15 protein-coding genes are annotated in these 19,631 nt (G+C 69.1%); 4 read left to right on the top strand and 11 right to left on the bottom strand.

What is annotated here, in order from left to right; all coding sequences use genetic code 11:
• Positions 1–32: 32 nt before the first annotated feature.
• Positions 33–1,364, bottom strand: coding sequence for a mechanosensitive ion channel family protein (locus tag ACUTAG_RS27375; RefSeq protein ID WP_049053945.1), 1,332 nt, complete (start codon positions 1,362–1,364; stop codon positions 33–35).
• Between the two features lie 209 nt (positions 1,365–1,573).
• On the opposite strand from ACUTAG_RS27375, the gene argH reads away from it, so the two are divergent.
• Both argH and ACUTAG_RS27365 read left to right on the top strand, forming a co-directional pair.
• Positions 1,574–2,992: an argininosuccinate lyase gene (gene argH, locus ACUTAG_RS27370; protein ID WP_006386379.1), complete on the top strand. Its 1,419-nt coding sequence runs from the start codon at positions 1,574–1,576 to the stop codon at positions 2,990–2,992.
• A gap of 177 nt (positions 2,993–3,169) precedes the next feature.
• Positions 3,170–5,209 carry a PEP/pyruvate-binding domain-containing protein gene (locus ACUTAG_RS27365; protein WP_446650404.1) on the top strand — a complete coding sequence of 680 codons (2,040 nt, stop codon included), beginning with the start codon at positions 3,170–3,172 and terminating at the stop codon, positions 5,207–5,209.
• A gap of 174 nt (positions 5,210–5,383) precedes the next feature.
• Here the strand turns inward: ACUTAG_RS27365 and lpdA are convergent, their stop codons facing one another.
• The 7 genes from lpdA to ACUTAG_RS27330 form a co-directional block, all read right to left on the bottom strand.
• Positions 5,384–6,787, bottom strand: coding sequence for a dihydrolipoyl dehydrogenase (gene lpdA / locus ACUTAG_RS27360; RefSeq protein WP_116793309.1), 1,404 nt, complete (start codon positions 6,785–6,787; stop codon positions 5,384–5,386).
• 2 nt (positions 6,788–6,789) lie between these two features.
• Positions 6,790–8,145 (bottom strand): dihydrolipoamide acetyltransferase family protein, encoded by a 1,356-nt coding sequence (locus ACUTAG_RS27355; RefSeq protein WP_238876482.1) that lies wholly within the window; start codon positions 8,143–8,145, stop codon positions 6,790–6,792.
• Position 8,146: 1 nt separating this feature from the next.
• Positions 8,147–9,190, bottom strand: coding sequence for an alpha-ketoacid dehydrogenase subunit beta (locus tag ACUTAG_RS27350; protein WP_020927269.1), 1,044 nt, complete (start codon positions 9,188–9,190; stop codon positions 8,147–8,149).
• A gap of 3 nt (positions 9,191–9,193) precedes the next feature.
• The gene (locus ACUTAG_RS27345; RefSeq protein ID WP_054432036.1) at positions 9,194–10,426 is read right to left on the bottom strand and encodes a 3-methyl-2-oxobutanoate dehydrogenase (2-methylpropanoyl-transferring) subunit alpha; all 1,233 of its coding nucleotides are present in this window, start codon (positions 10,424–10,426) and stop codon (positions 9,194–9,196) included.
• A 241-nt stretch (positions 10,427–10,667) separates the two neighbouring features.
• The gene (locus ACUTAG_RS27340; protein WP_446650403.1) at positions 10,668–13,070 is read right to left on the bottom strand and encodes a TonB-dependent siderophore receptor; all 2,403 of its coding nucleotides are present in this window, start codon (positions 13,068–13,070) and stop codon (positions 10,668–10,670) included.
• A gap of 61 nt (positions 13,071–13,131) precedes the next feature.
• Positions 13,132–14,103 (bottom strand): FecR family protein, encoded by a 972-nt coding sequence (locus ACUTAG_RS27335; protein ID WP_262352218.1) that lies wholly within the window; start codon positions 14,101–14,103, stop codon positions 13,132–13,134.
• A complete protein-coding gene (locus ACUTAG_RS27330) occupies positions 14,100–14,612 on the bottom strand; it encodes a sigma-70 family RNA polymerase sigma factor (RefSeq protein WP_006386389.1) in 513 nt (170 codons plus the stop codon). The genes ACUTAG_RS27335 and ACUTAG_RS27330 overlap by 4 nt, the downstream gene beginning before the upstream one ends.
• Before the next feature lie 220 nt (positions 14,613–14,832).
• Here ACUTAG_RS27330 and ACUTAG_RS27325 point away from each other — a divergent pair, with 220 nt between their 5' ends.
• Positions 14,833–15,159, top strand: a complete 327-nt coding sequence (locus tag ACUTAG_RS27325) for a hypothetical protein (protein WP_148316860.1) — start codon at positions 14,833–14,835, stop codon at positions 15,157–15,159.
• Positions 15,160–15,215: 56 nt separating this feature from the next.
• Here the strand turns inward: ACUTAG_RS27325 and ACUTAG_RS27320 are convergent, their stop codons facing one another.
• Together ACUTAG_RS27320 and cadR are read right to left on the bottom strand one after the other, a co-directional pair.
• Entirely contained in the window at positions 15,216–15,809 is a 594-nt protein-coding gene (locus tag ACUTAG_RS27320; RefSeq protein ID WP_054518264.1) for a nitroreductase family protein, read from the bottom strand.
• A 125-nt stretch (positions 15,810–15,934) separates the two neighbouring features.
• Entirely contained in the window at positions 15,935–16,369 is a 435-nt protein-coding gene (gene cadR / locus ACUTAG_RS27315) for a Cd(II)/Pb(II)-responsive transcriptional regulator (RefSeq protein ID WP_006386392.1), read from the bottom strand.
• Positions 16,370–16,466: 97 nt separating this feature from the next.
• On the opposite strand from cadR, the gene ACUTAG_RS27310 reads away from it, so the two are divergent.
• Positions 16,467–18,854, top strand: coding sequence for a heavy metal translocating P-type ATPase (locus ACUTAG_RS27310; protein ID WP_262352217.1), 2,388 nt, complete (start codon positions 16,467–16,469; stop codon positions 18,852–18,854).
• Between the two features lie 170 nt (positions 18,855–19,024).
• On the opposite strand, the gene speG is transcribed toward ACUTAG_RS27310, so the two are convergent.
• Entirely contained in the window at positions 19,025–19,609 is a 585-nt protein-coding gene (speG, locus tag ACUTAG_RS27305; RefSeq protein WP_006386394.1) for a spermidine N1-acetyltransferase, read from the bottom strand.
• Positions 19,610–19,631: the final 22 nt, after the last annotated feature.

Genomic DNA, 19,631 nt, shown 5'->3' with positions numbered 1-19,631 from the left:
TGGGAATCCTACCGGGCGATTATCTCACGGCGTCATGCACCGGACGGCGGCGCCAGACGCTCAGGATCGGCCCGGTGATGCGCGCCTTCGGCAGCCATCGCGGCCTGGACGGCGCCCTCGCGCAGGTAGTTGCCCATGGCGCCGATGTCCGCGCCAGACGGCTGCTGGTACAGCCGCAGGCCCAGTTCCGGCAGGATCGCCAGCAGATGATCGAAGATGTCGCCCTGGATGCGCTCGTACTCGACCCAGGCGGTGACGGCGGTGAAGCAATAGACCTCGACCGGGATGCCGTCGGCGGTGGGTTCCATCATGCGCACCATCATCGCCATGTCCTGGCGCACCTCGGGGTTCTGCTTCAGGTAGGCCAGGCCGTAGGCGCGGAAGGTGCCGATGTTGGTCAGGCGGCGGCGGTTGGCCGGCACGCTGGCCAGCTCGCCCATGGTCTGGTTGGCCTGGGCGATGTCCTGCGTCTTGACCCGCAGGTAGTCGTGCAGCAGCCGGAAGCGCATCAGCCGCTGGGCCTCGTCGTCGGTCAGAAAGCGCACGCTGCTGGCGTCGATGCGCAGGGTGCGCTTGATCCGCCGGCCGCCCGATTCGAACATGTGGCGGTAGTTGCGGTAGCTTTCCGAGAACAGCTTGTAGGTCGGCACCGTGGTGACGGTGTTGTCCCAGTTCTGCACCTTGACCGTATGCAGGGCGATGTCCTTGACGAAGCCGTCGGCGTTGGACTGCGGCATCTCGATCCAGTCGCCGATGCGCAGCATGTCGTTGCTGGTGAGCTGGGTGCTGGCCACCAGCGACAGCAGCGTGTCCTTGAACACCAGCAGCAGCACCGCCGACAGCGCGCCCAGGCCGGAGATCATCCACAGCGGCGAGCGGTCGATCAGGATCGACAGCACCAACACGGTGCACACCGCCATCAGGATCAGCTTGCTGATCTGGATATAGCCCTTGATCGAGCGCGTCTGCGCCCGGGTGGTGGCCGAATAGGTGTCCTGCCAGGCGCTCAGCACCCCGGAAAACGCCACGAACACGCAGATCCAGGCGCCGGCGTGGGCCAGCCGCCCGACCAGCGTGACGGCCTTCTCGACGTGCGGCACCAGGTCGATGCCCACCGACACTACCGCGAACGGCACCGCGTACCACAGGTTCTGGTAGGCGCGGCGGCGCTGCAGGGCCTTGTCCCAGTCTTCGTGGCCGCTGACCACCAGCAGCCGGTGCGCCAGCAGCAGCACCACCCGCGCGACCACCCACTGGACGAACAACGCCGTCAGGATCAGCACGCCGATGCCGACCAGCGTTTGCGCCCACGGCTGGTGCGGCATATAGGTATCGAGTTCGGTGGCCAGCTGTTCCCATTCCATGGGCATAGGTCGTGTGCTCTCTTCTAACAACGTGGGGGGATGGCGTCATCCGGCATCCGGGGCGTACGGAGCCCGCCGCAATCGGATATGACCCTGAATTATCCGACAACTCGCGCCGGCGCAGGTTTCCAGCCGCAACAACGGCAGGCGCGGCCCGTCGCGCCGGGATTCGTCAGCCGCCCGGGGCAGGCCCTATAATCCCCGCCATCATGGCAAACACTCCCTCCCCCGATCAAAACCAGTTCGCCAACAAGGCGCAGGCCTGGTCCGCCCGGTTCTCGGAACCGGTTTCCGAACTCGTCAAACGCTACACGGCGTCCGTGGACTTCGACAAGCGCCTGGCGCGCGTCGACATCCAGGGTTCGCTGGCGCACGCCGACATGCTGGCGGCCCAGGGCATCATCGGCGCCCAGGACCTGGCCGACATCCAGCGCGGCATGACCCAGATCCTGTCGGAAATCGACGCCGGCAGCTTCCAGTGGCTGCTCGACCTCGAAGACGTGCACCTGAACATCGAGAAGCGCCTGGTCGAGCTGGTCGGCGATGCCGGCAAGCGCCTGCACACCGGCCGTTCGCGCAACGACCAGGTGGCCACCGACATCCGCCTGTGGCTGCGCGGCGAAATCGACACCCTGATCGACCTGCTGCGCCAGCTGCGCCACGCGCTGGCCACGGTGGCGCTGGACAACGCCGCCACCATCATGCCGGGCTTCACCCACCTGCAGGTGGCCCAGCCCGTCACGTTCGGCCACCACCTGCTGGCCTACGCCGAGATGTTCGGCCGCGACGCCGAGCGCCTGGCCGACTGCCGCCGCCGCGTCAACCGCCTGCCGCTGGGCGCCGCCGCCCTGGCCGGCACCTCGTTCCCGATCGACCGCGAACGCGTCGCCAAGACGCTGGGCTTTGACGGCGTCTGCCGCAACTCGCTCGACGCCGTCTCCGACCGCGACTTCGCCATCGAGTTCTGCGCCGCCGGCGCGCTCATCATGACGCACGTCTCGCGCCTGTCCGAAGAACTGGTGCTGTGGATGAGCCCGCGCGTCGGCTTCATCGACCTGGCCGACCGCTTCTGCACCGGCAGCTCGATCATGCCGCAGAAGAAGAACCCCGACGTGCCCGAACTGGCGCGGGGCAAGACCGGCCGCGTCAACGGCAACCTGGTCGCCCTGCTGACCCTGATGAAGGGCCAGCCCCTGGCCTACAACAAGGACAACCAGGAAGACAAGGAAGGCCTGTTCGACACCGTCGACACCGTGCGCGACACGCTGACGATCTTCGCCGACATGGCCGCCGGCATCAAGGTCAAGGCCGACAACATGCGCGCCGCCGCGCTGCAGGGCTTCGCCACCGCCACCGACCTGGCCGACTACCTGGTCAAGCGCGGCGTGCCGTTCCGCGACGCCCACGAAGTGGTGGCCCACGCCGTGCGCGACTGCGAACAGCGCGGCTGCGACCTGGCCGACCTGTCGCTGGATGAGCTCAAGGCCTATCACCCGACCATCGGCGACGACGTGCACCAGGTGCTGACGCTGGAAGGCTCGGTGGCCGCGCGCAAGCACGTGGGCGGCACCGCCCCCGAACGCGTGGCCGAGGAAGCCCGCCGCGTGCTGCAGGAGACGGCGGCGTAACACGCCGGCGATTCCCTGGCGGGAAAACAAGCGGCCCCGGATTTCCGGGGCCGTTTTCTTTTGTGGCCACGCTACGCAAATGACCTGTCACGGCGTGTCATTCCTCGTTTCCGATCTCGCACGAGCGGCGGGGACGGGTTCGCTATGATGGGCGCTTTTCCACTCAGCCCCTCCCCCATGCCAGCCCTGCGCGCGTCCTGGTTTCCATCGCCCCTGTCCCGTCCAGCCATCCTGACGGCCGCCTGCCTGCTGGCGCTTGCCGCCCTCCCCGCCGCCCAGGCGCAGACGGCGCGCAAGCCGTCGCCGTACGAAAACAACGTCATCGAACCCCTCAAGCCTCCCCGGCCGCTCACCCCCGAGGAGATCGCGGCGCGCAAGGCCGAGGATGCGCGACGCGGCGGCCCGGCCTTCATGGCCCGGATCGAAAACGAAGCCGCGTTCCGCCAGCTGGCCCGGGTCTACAACGCCGGCACGCCGCTGGAAATCCCGCACGTGCTGTTCGTGATCGACCGCCAGCGCGGCAATCGCATCCATTACCTGGACACGCCGCGCTACGGCCTGCACGAGACCTTCGCGCGCGAGCGGCGCCTGCTGCCCGGCAAGGACAAGGCCGTGCTGATCGCGCAGTACAAGGACCCCAACCGCCGCCTGCTGTTCGGCACCCTCAGCTGGCAGCGTGACCTGCCGGGATATACCTATGAATTCTGGGAAGGCGACCGCCTCACCCCCGAGCTGCTCAAACTGGCCGACGAGGTGGTCGCCAAGAGCTTTTATGCCCCGGTCCGCTTCAAGACCAACTCGACCCTGCACGAACAGGCCGCCACCACGGCCGGCCTGACCTTCGTGACCCAGGAAGCCCTGCTGCGCGAACAGGCCTTCCTGCCGCTGAATCCCGGCAGCGCGCAGGGCCGGCTGCGCATCGTCACCTCGATCGAGGCCACGCCCGACCTCAAGCGCGACGACATCGTGGTGCTGGACGAAGTGCCGATCGCCATCCCGCCCGTGGCCGGCCTGATCACGCAGCGGCCGTCCACGCTGCTGTCGCACGTCAACCTGCTGGCCAAGGGCTGGGGCATTCCCAACGCCTACGTGCGCGACGCCACCACCGCGCTGCGCCAGTACGACGGCCAATGGGTCACCTTGACCGTCAGCGGCAACGACTACCGGGTGCAACCCGCCGACAAGCCCGCCACCCAGCCGCCGGCCACGCCGCCCAAGCCGCGCGCGCAGTTGCCCAAGCCGGACCTGACGGTGCAGACGCTCAAGCCGCTCGATGCCCTGGCGGTGCGCGACAGCCGCCATTGCGGCGTCAAGGCCGCCAACCTGGGCGCGCTCCGCTCCGCATTGCCGCCGGCCGCCAGCGTGCCGGACGGCTTTTGCATCCCGTTCGCGCAATACGCCGCCTTCATGAAGCGGCTGAACGTGGCGCAACGGGTGGCGGCGCTGGAACAGCGCGCCGACTTCGTGGCCGACGCCGAAGTCCGGCGCAAGGAACTGGCCGCCCTGCGCCAGGACATCATGCAAGCCGCCGTCGACCCGGCGCAGGCCGAATCCTGGCGCGCGCTGTGGCAATCGCGCCTGAAGGGCGCGGGCGTGTTCGTGCGCAGCTCGTCCAATTCCGAGGACCTGCCCGGCTTCAGCGGCGCCGGCCTGTACACCACCGTGCCCAACGTCACCCAGCCCGACGCCTTGGCCAAGGCGGTGCAGACGGTATGGGCCTCGGTCTACAACTTCGACGCCTACGAAGCGCGGCGCGCGGCCGGGATTCCCCAGGACGCGGTGGTGATGGCCGTGCTGGTGCAGCTGGCGGCGCCGTCCGACAGCTCCGGCGTCATGATCACGCGCGATCCGTTCGACGCCAGCCGCCGCTACGTGACCTACATCTCGGCCAAGCGCGGCCTGGGCATCAAGGTGGTGGAAGGCAAGCGCCAGGCCGAGCAAGTGATGTATTCGAGCTGGTCCAAGGCGGTGCAGGTGCTGAGCCGCTCGGCCGAGGACACGCAATTGGTGGCGGACGCCGGCGGCGGCGTGCGCGAAGTGCCGATCGCGCCGGACGCGCGCCAGGTGCTGAACGACGCGCTGGTCGCGCGGCTGGCGGCCGTGGGCCGGCAGGTCAAGCAACGCCTGGGCCAGGTCGACCAGGACATCGAATGGGCGGTGGTCGGCGACAGGATCATCATCCTGCAGGCGCGGCCCTACATCGACGCGCGCCGCTAGCGAGCACGAACGCGGGCGTTCAAGGCCTGTTGCCTTGAACGCGCGTGCCGCGCCGCGTGTCCTGCGTGCATCACGGGCAACCCATGCCGTCCGGCAAACGGGCCCACACAGGAAAAAGCCGCGGCGGCGAGCAGGATGCCCACCACCACGGCTCCGGATACGCCGCGACAGCTTCTAGATGTGCAGCGCGTGCCCCAGCGCCTTGAGCGCGGCTTCCTGCACCGCTTCGCCCAGGGTCGGATGGGCGTGGATCGTGCCCGCCACGTCCTCCAGCGTCGCGCCCATTTCGAGCGACTGGCCGAACGCCGTCGACAGTTCCGACACCCCGCGCCCCACCGCCTGCCAACCCACGATCAGGTGGTTGTCGCGGCGCGCCACCACCCGCACGAACCCGTCGGTGGATTCCAGCGTCATGGCGCGGCCGTTGGCGGCGAACGGGAACGAGGCCGCCAGGCAGTCCAGCCCGGCCGCCTCGGCCTCGGCCGGCGACAGGCCGGCCACCACGACTTCGGGATCGGTGAAGCACACCGCCGGGATCGCGGCCGGCTGGAAGTGGCGGCGCTTGCCCGCCACCAGCTCGGCCACCATCTCGCCCTGCGCCATGGCGCGGTGCGCCAGCATCGGCTCGCCGGCGAGGTCGCCAATGGCCCAGACGTCGCGCATGGAGGTGCGGCACTGGTCGTCGATGCGCAGCGCGTTGCCCTTGCGGTCAAGCTGCAGATTTTCCAGGCCCCAGCCCTGCGTGCGCGGACGCCGGCCGACGGCGATCAGCACCCGGTCGGCCGGCAGCGCGGTCTCGGCGCCGCTGGCATCCTGGATCCGCACCGCCGTGCCTGCGCCATTCAGCCCCAGCACCTTGCGGCCCAGGTGCAGTTCGACGCCCAGCCTGGCCAGCGCGGCGGCCACGGGCTTGGTCAGCTCGGCGTCATAGGTCGGCAGGATGCGGTCCTGCGCCTCGACCACGGCCACCTCGGCGCCCAGCTTGCGGTACACCGTGCCCAGTTCCAGGCCGATGTAGCCGCCGCCCACCACCACCAGCTTCTTCGGGATGTCGGCCGGCGACAGCGCCTCGGTCGAGGACACCACCATGCCGCCGAACGGCACCGACGGCAGCGGCGTCGGCTCGGAGCCGGCCGCCAGCAGCAGGTGCTCGCACTGGATGCGCTGGCGGCTGCCGTCGGCGCTCTCGACCTCGACGGTCTTGCCGTCCAGCAGGCTGGCCCAGCCCTGCACCACCTGCACGCCGTTCTTCTTGAGCAGCGCGCCGACGCCGCCGGTCAGCTTGCCGACGATGCCGTCCTTCCAGGCCACGGTGCGGCCAATGTCGATGGCGGGCGCCGACACCGAGATGCCCAGCGCCGACTGGCCGGCGTAGTGCCGCGCCTTGTCGAATTCCTCGGCCGCGTGGATCAGCGCCTTGGATGGAATGCAGCCGATGTTCAGGCAGGTGCCGCCCAGCCGGTCGCCCTCGACCAGGATGGTGGGCACGCCCAGTTGCCCGGCGCGGATCGCGGCCACGTAGCCGCCAGGCCCGCCGCCGATCACCAGCAGGGTTGTCGTCTTGGTAGTCTGGCTCATGCTTACTCCACGAAAAGCAGCGCGGGTTGTTCCAGCAGCGCGCGCACGGCCTGGATGAAGCGGGCCGCGTCCATGCCGTCGACCACGCGGTGGTCGAACGAGGACGACAGGTTCATCAGTTTGCGCGCCACCACGGCGCCATTGCGGAAGGCCGGCCGCTCGACGATGCGGTTCACGCCCACGATGCCGACCTCGGGATGGTTGATGACCGGCGTGGTGACGATGCCGCCCAGCGGCCCCAGGCTGGTGATGGTGATGGTCGAGCCGGACAGCTCGTCGCGTCCGGCGCTGCCGGCGCGCACCGCCTGCGCCAGCCGGCCGATCTCGGCCGCCATCGACCACAGGTCGCGGGTTTCGGCGTGGCGCATCACCGGCACCATCAGGCCGCCGTCGCTCTGCGTGGCGATGCCGATGTGCACCGCGCCATAGCGCGTCACCTGGCCGGCCTCGTCGTCATAGCGGGCGTTGATCTGCGGGAAGTCGCGCAGGGCGATCACCATGGCGCGCGCCAGCAGCGGCAGCAGCGTCAGCTTGCCGCGCGACTCGCCGAACTTCGCGTTCAGGCTGGCGCGCAGGTCCTCGAGCTCGGTGACGTCGATTTCCTCCACGTAGCTGAAGTGCGGAATGCGGCGCTTGGACTCGGCCATCTTCTGCGCGATCTTGCGGCGCAGGCCGATCACCGGCACCTGCTCTTCGTCGTTGCGCTCGGCGTAGGCCGGGCCGCGCGCGGCGGTGACCGCGCCCTGCCCTTGCAGATAGGCGTCCAGGTCCTCGTGCATGACGCGGCCGGCCGGGCCGCTGCCGTGCACGTAGCGCAGCTCGATGCCCAGGTCCCAGGCGCGCTTGCGCACCGCCGGCGAGGCCAGCGGCTTCTCGCCGGGTTGGCGGGCCGCGGCGGGGGACTGGCGCGCGGCGGCCGGACGGCTGGGCGGCGCGGATGGCGCTTGCGGCGCGGCGGCGGCAGGTTGCAGCGACGCGGCGATCTGGCCGGCAACGCCGCCGGCCGGGGTCTTGTCGGCCTTGGCCGGCGTCGGCGCGGCGGCCGGCGCGCTTGCCGCCGGCGCGGGCGCGGCCTGCGGTTTCTGCGCCGCCACGTCACCCTTGACGTTGCCTTCGCCTTCCACTTCCAGGCGGATCAATTCGCCGCCCACGGCCATCACCTGGCCGACTTCCCCGCCCAGCGCGACCACGCGACCGACCACGGGCGACGGGATCTCGACCGTGGCCTTGTCGGTCATGACGTCGGCCAGCGGCTGGTCCTCGGCGACCGTGTCGCCCACCTTGACGTGCCAGCCCACCAGTTCGACCTCGGCAATGCCTTCGCCGATGTCGGGCATCTTGATGACATGAATACCCATCTCACACCTCCATCGCGCGCTTGAACGCTTCGCCGACCCGGCGCGGGCCGGGGAAATACGCCCATTCCTGCGCGTGCGGATACGGAGTGTCCCAACCGGTCACGCGCTCGACGGGCGCTTCGAGGTGATGGAAGCAGTGTTCTTGCACCAGCGCGATCAGCTCGGCGCCATAGCCGCAGGTGCGCGTGGCTTCATGCACCACGACGCAGCGGCCGGTCTTCCTGACCGAGTTGACGATGGTCTCCAGATCCAGCGGCCACAGGCTGCGCAGGTCGATGACCTCGGCGTCGATGCCGGTTTCCTCGGCCGCGGTCAGCGACACGTGCACCGTGGTGCCGTAGGTCAGCACCGTCAGCGCGTTGCCGGGCCGCACGATGGCGGCGGTGTCCAGCGGCACGGTGTAGTAGCCGGTCGGCACCACGCTGCCCGGGCGTCCGGTCCACGGCGTCACGGGACGGTCGTGGTGGCCGTCGAACGGACCGTTGTACAGGCGTTTAGGCTCCAGGAAGATGACCGGATCGTCGTTCTCGATGGACGCGATCAGCAGGCCCTTGGCGTCGTAGGGGTTGGACGGCATCACCGTGCGCAGCCCGCACACTTGGGTGAACATCGCCTCGGGGCTCTGGCTGTGGGTCTGGCCGCCGTAGATGCCGCCGCCGCAAGGCATGCGGATGGTCATGGGCGCGATGAATTCGCCCACCGAGCGGTAGCGCAGGCGCGCCGCTTCCGACACGATCTGGTCGGAGGCCGGATAGAAATAGTCGGCGAACTGGATCTCGCACACCGGCCGCAGGCCGTAGGCGCCCATGCCCACCGCCACGCCGACGATGCCGCCTTCGGAGATCGGCGTGTCGAACACGCGCGAGCTGCCGTACTTGGCCTGCAGGCCCTCGGTGCAGCGGAACACGCCGCCGAAATAGCCCACGTCCTGGCCGAACACCACCACGTTGCCGTCGCGCTCCAGCATCACATCCATGGCCGAGCGCAAAGCCTGGATCATGGTCATCGGCGCGGACGCCGGACCAGCATTGTTATCGATAGCCATGACTCACACTCCGAGCTGCTGACGTTGCCGGCGCAGGTGCTCCGGCATGTCCTTGTAGACGTCTTCAAAGATGCTGGCGGCGCTGGGGACGTGGCCGTCCACCAGGGTGCCGTAGCTTTCCGCTTCCTTCTGCGCCGCCTGGATCTCGGCGTCGAGCTCGGCGCGCACCGCGTCGTGCTCGGCCTCGGACCAGATGCCGCGCAGGATCAGGTGCTTCTTGAAGCGCTCGATCGGGTCGCCCAGCGGGAAGTGGCTCCAGTCGTCGCCGGGGCGGTACTTGGAGGGGTCGTCAGAGGTGGAGTGCGGGCCCGCGCGGTAGGTCACCCATTCGATCAGGGTGGGGCCGAGGTTGCTGCGCGCGCGCTCGGCGGCCCAGCGCGAGGCGGCGTAGACCGCCAGGAAATCGTTGCCGTCGACCCGCAGCGAGGCGATGCCGCAGCCCACGCCGCGGCCGGCGAAGGTGGCGCCCTCGCCCCCGGCGATGGCCTGGAAGGTCGAGATGGCCCACTGGTTGTTGACCACGTTCAGGATCACCGGCGCGCGGTACACGTGCGCGAAGGTCAGCGCGGTATGGAAGTCCGCCTCGGCGGTGGCGCCGTCGCCGATCCAGCCCGATGCGATACGCGTGTCGCCCTTGATGGCCGAGGCCATGCCCCAGCCCACCGCCTGGATGAACTGCGTGGCCAGGTTGCCCGAGATGGTGAAGAAGCCGTTCTCGCGGTCGGAATACATGACCGGCAGCTGGCGCCCCTTGAGCGGGTCGCGCTCGTTGGACATGAGCTGGCACATCATGGTCACCAGCGACACGTCGCGCGCCAGCAGGATGCTCTGCTGGCGGTAGGTCGGGAAACACATGTCGCCCTGCTCCAGCGCCAGCGCATGGGCCGAGCCGATGGCCTCTTCGCCCAGGCTCTGCATGTAGAAGGAGATCTTCTTCTTGCGCTGGGCGGTCAGCATGCGGCCGTCGAAGATACGCGTCTTGAGCATGGTGCGCATGCCTCGGCGCAGCAGCTCGTCGCTGATCTCCGGCGCCCACGGGCCGACGGCGCGGCCGTCGTCGTCGATGACCCGCACCAGGCTGTAGGCCAGGCTGCCGGTGTCGATCGCGGCGACATCAATGGGGGGTTTGGGCACCTCGCCGGGCGGCGACAGGCGCAGGTAGGAAAAGTCGGTCTTGCAACCCGGACGCCCGGTAGGCTCGGGGACGTGCAACTTCAGCGGCCCATATTGGCTCATGAATTGTCTCCACGCTTGATCGTGTCATGCGCATTCTTCTTACCAAGACACTGCCCAGGGGGGTGACCTCGGACATTGCCATCGTCGGCCTGTGCAAAGGGATAAACATGCACGGCCGGGAGCCAGAGTAGCACAGGGCGCGGCCCCGAGACAGGGGCCGCGCCAGGCCTCGCTCGCCGCACAGGCCCAGGACCGGCCGGCGCGCGCGGCGGGAGGTTTTCCCCCTCCTGCCCGTCCGGTTTTACCAGCGATAGGTCGCCGTGCCGATCACCCGCCGCGGCTCGCCATAAAAGCAACCGTAGGTGCAACTGCCGATGTAGGTCTTGTCGGCCAGGTTGGTGGCGTTGAGCGCGAATTTCCACGGCCCGGTGGTGTAACTCACCATGGCATCGAACAGCGTGAAGGACGGCACCTCGACCGCCGTGCCATGCGCCAGGCCGCGCGTGCTGCCGACGTAGCGCACCCCCGCGCCGACCCGCAGCCCCGGCAGGCCGAAGGCGCCGAAGCCGTAGTCGCCCCAGACCGAGAACTGGTTGAACGGCACCGAGTTCAGGCGCTTGCCGACCTCGTCCGGTTGCAGCGGGCTGGCCTTGAGGGTGCGCGCATCGGTGTAGGCATAGGCGGCGATCAGGTTGGCGTGGCGGCCGACGCGGGTGCGCGCCTCCAGCTCCAGCCCGCGGGTGCGCGCCTGGCCGGCCTGGATCTCGTAGTTGGTATCGAACGGGTCGGCCACGTTCACGTTCTTGCGCGTCAGTTGGTACACCGCCGCCGACAGCATGGTGTCCGACCCGGCCGGCTGGTAACGCAGCCCGGCTTCGTACTGCTCGCCGGTGGTGGGCTTGAAGCGGCTGCCCTGGCGATCCTGGCCGCTGGTCGGCTCGAACGATTCGCTGTAGCTCAGGAACGGCGCCAGGCCGTTGTCGGCCAGATAGACGACACCGGCGCGGCCGGTGAAGGCCTGGCTCTTTTCGTCGTCCGCGATCTTTTCGCCGGTGAAGAAATTGCGTTCGTTGACCGTGACCCAATCGTGGCGGCCGCCCAGCAGCAGCACCCACTTATCGGCGATCTTGACCTGATCCTGCAGGTAGACCCCCAGGCGCTTCATGTCGGTTCTCGAGGACGACCACGGGAACGGCGTAGTCGGTCCCAGCGGGACGCCATAGACGGGGTCATAGAGATCGATGTTGGTGTTGCCGCGCAGGTAGCGCTCGGTCTCGTGTCTGGGCAGCGAGTAGTCCAGGCCCGCCAGCAGCGTGTGGCGCAGCGGGCCGGTGGTGGCGTCGTACTGCAGCGATGTATCGGCCACAACCGCCGAAGACCGGTCCCAGCGCGGCATCGCGCCGCGATCGGCGGTGTGGCGCTGGTCGGCCTGCAACTGCCAGATGTCGGTGGAGAAATAAGTGCTGTCCGCGTGGAAGTAGCGCACGCTGTTGCGCAGCTTGAACTGGTCCGTGAACGCGTGTTCGAACAGGTAGCCGATCGAATAGCGCTTCATGATGAACTTGTCGAAGCCCGGTTCGCCCGTGAAGCGATTGCGCGGAATCCTGCCATTGGGATTGGGCAGCACCGTGCCCTGGCCAGGCAGGCCGTAGACGTAGACCGTGCGGTCCTCCTGGTACTCCGCCAGCAGGGTCAGCGAAGTGGCGTCGCTGGGTTGCCACTTGAGGGCCGGGGCCACGTAGGTCCGATCGTCCGGCACGTGATCGATGAAGGTATCGCTGTCGCGCTTCAGGGCGGTCAGGCGGTACGACCATTTTCCCTCGTCATCGAGCGCGCCGCCGAAGTCGCCGGAGATCTGCTTGCGGCGGAAGTTGCCCGCCTCGACATTCAGTTCATGCAACGGCTCGGTGGTGGGACGCTTGCTGACCGTATTGATGACGCCCCCCGGCGGCGCCGCGCCGTAGAGCACCGAGGCCGCGCCCTTGAGGAACTCGACCCGTTCCAGCCCGTACAGTTCCTGCCGTCCGTTGTAGATGTTCACGGTGTACAGCGTGCCATCGCGATAGTAGCTGCCCTGGGTGCCGCGAAAGCCGCGCAGGAACAGGCTGTCGGACGTGCGGTCCTGGCCCTCGGCGCGGCTCACGCCCGCCACGTAGCCCAACGCGTCCTGCAGGCTCTGCGCCTTGAGCGTCTCGATTTCCTCGGCGCCGACCACCGTGATCGACTGCGGCGTCTCGATGATGGGCGTATCGGTCTTGGTGCCGGTGGCGCTGACATGGGCGGCGTAGCCATGCAGCGGGCCTGTGGCCGATTCCGCCGCGCCGGTCACGCGCACCGGCTCCAGCAGGGCCGCCCCGCCCGTCTGCGGCAGGGGCCGCGCGCTGAAGGTGCCGTTGGCGGTGATGCGCAGTTCCAGGCCGCTGCCCGCCAGCGCCTGGCGCAAGGCCTGCTCGGTCGTGTAGGTGCCGGCCACGGCTGGCGCCTGGCGGCCCGCCACCAGCGCCGGATCGACCGACACCGCGCGGCCGCTCTGGCGCGCGATGCGGGTCAGGGTCTCGGCCAGCGGCGCGGCGGGCAGATCGTAGCGCTGCGCCAGGGACGCGCCCGATTGGGCGCCCGCCTGCGCCTGGGCGATAGCGGCCGGCGCGGCCAGGGCAATGAGGAACGCGGCCGCCAGCTGCGGCGCGGGACGAACGGGGAACATGGAATCTCCTGCGACAAGGGGGTGCTTCAGGAGGTATGTCCAGCGAGCCCGCCGCAAGCGATCATTTTTTTTCGGCGGCATCGGCGCGCAGGTCGATGCTGACGAGCCAGCCGCCCAGCCCGCCGACCTCGATCGGCAGGGTCTGGCGCAGGGATTCCAGCACGCGGTCGGTATCGTCCAGCGGAAAGGCGCCCAGCACCCGCAACCGCGCGGCCTCGGGTGAAATGCGCAGGAAGCCGCGCCGGTAAGGCCGCAACGCCGCCACCACCGCGCCCAGCGGCTGGTCGCGCACCACCAGCATGCCGTCGCGCCAGGCCGCGGTTTCGGCCAGCGCGGCATCCGGCGCGCCGATGCCATCCGCCCCGAAGCGCGCGCCCTCTCCCGCCGCCAGGACGCGCCGCTGGCCCGCCGCGCGGACTTGGACGCTGTGCTCGATCACACAGGCGACGCTGCCCTGCTCGTCGCGCGCCACGCCGAACACCGTGCCCAGCGCCTGCACCTCGCCATCGGGACTGGCGACGATGAAGGGCCGCGCGGCGTCGGCCGCGACCCGCACGTACACCGCGCCCGCGCGCAGCCGCAGCACGCGGGCGCGGCCGTCGAACGCCAGGTCGACGGCTGAACGCGCGTTCAGCGTGACTTCGCTGCCGTCCGGCAGCGGATAGGTGTGGCGTTCGCCCGTCCCGGTGCGCAGGTCGGCGGCCAGGGTCCGCAACGGCGTCTGGCGGTCGGCCAGTGCAGCGAGCCCGCCGGCCGCCAGCACCAGCAGCAGGGCATTGCGCAGCGCGCGGCGTCGCGAGACCGGCGCCAGCAGCGCCGCGCCCGCGGCCTGGATCGAGGCGCCGTCGCCCAGCGGCGCAAAAGTGGTTGTGACGGCGCCGGCAACCGCCTCCCAGGCGGCGGCGTGACGGGGATCGGCATGGAGCCAGGCCTCGAAGCGGACGCGATCGGCCTCGGCCGCCTCGCCCGACGACAGCAGCACCATCCAGTCGACCGCGGCCTCGACGACGGCCGGCAGCGCGGGCACGCTCATGCGGCCAGGCGCGCCGCCACGCACAGCGTGATGGCCTGCTTCATGCCGCGGCGGACGGTGATGGCGGATACGCCAAGGCGTTCGGCGATCTGCGGATAGGTCAGCTCGTGCAACTGGCTCAGGAGAAAGATCTGCCGGACGCGCGCCGGCAGGCGCTGCAAGGCCCGGTCGATCTGCATCAGGGCCTCGACCACCAAGGCGCGCTGCTCTTCGCTGGGAACGCTGGCATGCGGCAGGGCCTCGAGGCTGTCAAGATAGGCGCGCTCGAGTTCGCGGCGGCGCCAGAACGTGTACAGCGTGCGTTGCGCCAGCGTGGTCAGGAACGCGCGGGGTTCGTGGATCGGCTCGGTCGGGCGGCCGGCCAGTACCCGCACGAAAGTGTCGTGCGCCAGATCGGCGGCATCATGGCGGCAACCCAGCCGGCGACGCAGCCATTCCAGCAACCACGGATGATGGGCCTCGTACAGCTGGGCGGCGGTGTGCGGCGTCGGCTGCGCAGGATGGGACATGGAGGGAATGGGAGGGCGGGCTAATCAACAATAAGAATTATTGTCATTTATTGGTGGCCGCGCAAGCCTGCCCGGTACAGCCGGATGGCGAGCAACGTCGGCCTGGCTCGGTGTCGTGGCTCGGTGTCGTGGCTCGGTGGCTTGGCTGGGCGGCTTGGCTCGCTGGACCGCATCTGGCCGACCTCTATACTTGCGGCTTCCGATTCCCCTGGAAACCGACGTGCCTCGATTGACTGCCTCGAAAGGGTTCAGCTGGACCGGCATCGTGTTTGCCGCGCTTTACCTCGCCATCGTCATCCTCTGCATCGCCGGCGCACTGTCGGCCGACGGCGACGACAAGGGCCGCTTCGTGCTGCTGCAATTGCCATTGGCCTTGCAGCTTGCGCTGCTGCACGAACTGAACCTGGACCGGCAGCTCGGTGAGCTGTCCTGGGTCGGCGGCTACCTGCTGATCGGGCTGCCGACGCTGGCCCTCTTCTATGCCGTGGGCTGGGGCCTGGAGAAACTCGTGCGCGCGGCCTTCCGGCCCATCGCGTCGCAACGGTAAGCGACGCACGCAAAAAAACCGGCCAGAAGCCGGTTTTTTTTGCGCCACGACGCGCCTCAGGCCGGACCGGTCCACTCGGTGACGAACTCGCGGTAGTCCGGGCGGTTGGCCGGCGGCACCGCGCACGCCGGGGTGCCGATCGCCAGGAAGCCGAGGAAGCGGTAGTCGAGCGAATCCAGGCCCAGCGCCGCCTGCACGTCTTCGACGTAGGTGCCGATGCCGGTGCTCCAGAACGCGCCGTAGCCCAGCATGTGGGCGGCGTTCAGGATGTTCATGGTGGCGCAGCCAGTGGCCAGCAGCTGCTCGGCCTCGGGGATCTTGGTGTTGTCGTGGGCGATCTTCTGCGCCACGGCGACGAATAGCGGCACGCCGGCCATCCACTCGCGCACCGACTTTTCCTTTTCCGGCGTCATGCGCGGATCGCCGCTGCGCTTGACGGCTTCCAGCGCCACGTCGGCCAGCTTGCCGATGGCCTCGCCTTTGATCACCACGAAACGCCAGGGACGCAGCGCACCGTGGTCGGGGGCCGACATGGCGGCCTGCAGGATCTGTTCGAGTTCGTCGGGCTTGGGCGCCGGCGCCCGCAGGAACTTGACGGAACGGCGCGAGGTGATGGCGTGCAGGGGCGTGGCGGTGGTGGTCTGGGTCATGGAGTCAGGCACAAGTTACGGAATTCTGGCGGCTTCCCAAATGGGAAAGAGAAGGGTTCTCATATTACGCCATGGCCGCGCGGGGGACGGCTATCCCCCTGCCCGGCGCATGGCGACTGGCGGATTCAACCGAGGTGGGTATGGCGTTCCTGGCGTTCCTCGACCTGCATTTCCGACAGGCCGTGCAGGATGCCGCAGTCTTCCGCGTCGGGCCGCGCCGACAGGCAGCGCTGGCGCAGATCGGTCAATTGCGTCTTCAACTGGGTCAGCTCGGCGATGCGCTCGTCCACGTGGGAGATGTGCTCATCGAACAGTTCATTAATGGGGCCACATCCTGCCTGGTGATTGTCGGCCAGCGACAGGATGGCGCGGATCTCGTCCTGCGTCATGTCCAGCGCGCGGCAGTTGCGGATCAGCCGCAGGCGCTCCAGGTGGGGCTGGCCGTAGCTGCGGTAGTTGTTCAGTCCCCGTTCCGGGGCGGGCAGCAGCCCTTCCTTCTCGTAATACCTGACGGTTTCGACCGTGGTGCCGGCCGCCGTAGCCAATTCGCCGATACGCATCGTGCCTCCCGGACGCATCCGATGGATTTAGGGGGTTGACCCTATAGTAACTCCAAGGTGTGCAATGCGGTCAATGGCTTACGAAAAGGCAACGAGAATGTCTTCAGCATCGACCCGACACCCCGAACACTCCGCCACCGCCGGCGCCTGCTGCGGTGGACACGCGCCCGCCGCCAAGCGCGCCGGCCCGGGCTGCGGCCACGACCATGGCCAGGCCCAAGGCCACGATCACGACCATGGTCAAGGTCACGACCACCGCCACGATCACGACCATGGGCATGGCCACGCCGCCACGGCCTGCTGCAGCCACGACGCCGGCGCCATCCGCATGTCGGGCGGCGCCGCCGCGCTGCAGGCCGGCCCGGGCCAGTTGCTGGCGCGCCTGCGCATCGGCCAGATGGACTGCCCCACCGAGGAAACGCTGATCCGCAAGAAGCTCGACGGCGTCGCCGGCGTGCACGCGCTGGACTTCAACCTGATGCAACGCATCCTGACCGTGGTGCACGCCGAAGGCGCGCTGGACCGCATCACGGCGGCCATCAAGTCGCTGGGCATGACACCCGAGCCTTTGGCCGACGACGCGCCGCGCACGCCGGCCCCGGCCGCCGCGCCCGTGAACTGGTGGGCCATCGGCGGCGCCGGCGTGCTGGCCGCGCTGTCCGAAGCGTCGCACTTCGCCGGCATGCACTGGGGCGTCACCGCCGCGCTGGCGGTGGCCGCCATCCTGGCCTGCGGCATCAGCACCTACCGCAAGGGCTGGATCGCCGTGCGCAACGGCAACCTGAACATCAACGCGCTGATGAGCATTGCCGTCACCGGCGCGGTGCTGATCGGCCAGTGGCCGGAAGCGGCCATGGTGATGTTCCTGTTCAATGTGGCCGAACTGATCGAGGCCCGTTCTCTGGACCGCGCCCGCAACGCCATCCGCGGCCTGCTCGACCTGGCGCCCGAAACCGCCACCGTGCGCCAGGCCGACGGCGGCTGGCAATCGGTGCCGGCGGCGCAACTGCAGATCGACGACGTGGTGCGGGTGCGACCGGGCGAACGCATCGCCGCCGACGGCATCATCGTCAGCGGCCGTTCGGCGGTGGACCAGTCCCCCATCACCGGCGAAAGCCTGCCGGTGGAAAAGGCCGAGGGCGACCAGGTCTACGCGGCCACCGTCAACGCGGCCGGCTCGTTCGACTACCGGGTCACCGCGGCGGCGGGCAACACCACGCTGGCGCGCATCATCCACGCGGTCGAACAGGCCCAGGGCGCGCGCGCGCCAACCCAGCGCTTCATCGACCGTTTCTCGCGCATCTACACGCCCGCCGTGGTCGGCGTGGCGCTGCTGGTGGCAGTGCTGCCGCCGCTGCTGTGGGCGCAGCCCTGGTTCGACGCGATCTATCGCGCCCTGGCGCTGCTGATCATCGCCTGCCCCTGCGCCCTGGTGATCTCCACGCCGGTCAGCATCGTCAGTGGCCTGACGGCGGCCTCGCGCCGCGGCATCCTGGTCAAGGGCGGCGTGTACCTGGAGGAAGGCCGCAACCTGAAGTGGCTGGCGCTGGACAAGACCGGTACGCTGACCCACGGCAAGCCGGTGCAGACCGACCTGCAGGACTGGGACGTCTCCGACCTGGCGCGCCAGCCCGCGGCGCAGGTCGCCGCCAGCCTGGCGGCCCGCTCCGACCACCCGGTCTCGCTGGCCGTGGCCAACGCCGCGCGCGACGCCGGCCAGGCCCTGCTGGAAGTGGACGACTTCACCGCCCTGCCCGGCCGCGGCGTCAGCGGCAAGGTGGACGGCGTGCTGTTCCAGTTGGGCAACCGCCGCCTGATGCGCGAGCTGGGCGTGTCGGACGAAAAGCTGGAAGCCCGCTTCGACGAACTGGAACAGCAGGGCAAGAGCGCTATCGCGCTCAGCGATGGCCAGCGCGTGCTGGCGCTGGCGGCGGTGGCCGACACGGTCAAGCCCACCAGCGCGGCCGCCATCGCCGACCTGCACGCGCTGGGCGTGCGCACCCTGATGCTGACGGGCGACAACACGCCCACCGCGCAAGCCATCGCGCGCCAGGTCGGCATCGACGAAGCGCGCGGCGACCAGCTGCCGGAGGACAAGCTGGCCGCCATCGAAAGCAAGCTGGCGCCGTCGGGCAAGGTCGGCATGGTCGGCGACGGCATCAACGACGCCCCGGCCCTGGCCCGCGCCGATATCGGCTTCGCCATGGGCGCGGCCGGCACCGGCACCGCCATCGAAACGGCCGACGTGGCGCTGATGGACGACGACCTGCGCAAGATCGGCACCTTCCTGCGCCTGTCGCGCGCCACCCACCGCGTGCTGGTGCAGAACATCGCGCTGGCGCTCGGCATCAAGGTGGTGTTCCTGGCGCTGGCGATGACCGGCAACGCCACGCTGTGGATGGCGGTGTTCGCCGACGTCGGCGCCAGCCTGCTGGTGGTGGCCAACGGCTTGCGGCTGCTGCGGGCCGCCCCGGCGGCGAACTGAAGCGCCGCCCTGATGCAAAACGCCCCGGCGGGAATCTCCTGCCGGGGCGTTTTTCCACATCGGCGCGGCGTCGCGCTTTCGCGCCGTCCGATCGTTCAAGGCGCGCTGCGCGGAAAGGCGGCCTCGGCCGCCCTGATCATGCGGGGATGCAACGCCGAATGCGCCGCGCGTCAGCCGGTCTGTTCTTCCTGCGGCCAGTCGCGCAGCACCGGCGCGTCCGGCGCGCCCGGTCCGACTTCGCGCAGGTGATCGTGCTGCAGCAGCGCCATGCGGTAGGCGTCGCGGTAGGCGCCGTTGGAAAAGAACTCTTCCTTGAGCAGCCCTTCGATCTGGAAGCCGCAGCGCTCGTAGATGTGCACGGCGGCGCTGTTGTCCTTGTCCACCACCAGGTAGACCTTGTGCAGGTTCAGCACGCGGAAGGCGTAGCCCACCGCGATGCGGGTGGCGGCCTTGGCGTAGCCGCGGCCCTGGTAGCTGGGCGCGATGATGATCTGGAATTCGGCGCGGCGGTGGATGTAGTCGATTTCCACCAGTTCCACCAGGCCGGCCGGCTGGCCGGTGTCGTGCTCGATGATGAAGCGCCGCTCGTTCTGGTCGTGCAAGTGGCGGTCATAGAGGGCGACCAGTTCGTCGTAGGCCTCGTAGGGCTCTTCGAACCAATAACGCATGATGACGTCGTTATTGTTGATCTTGTGCACGAAGTGCAGGTCGCCGCGCTCCAGGGGGCGTATTTTGATATCGGATATTACCGACATAGAAACCTCCGAAAGTGCCGCC

The organism is Achromobacter sp. CSND-B12, assembly GCF_052906545.1.
This window is presented reverse-complemented; position numbering and strand designations above follow the sequence as displayed.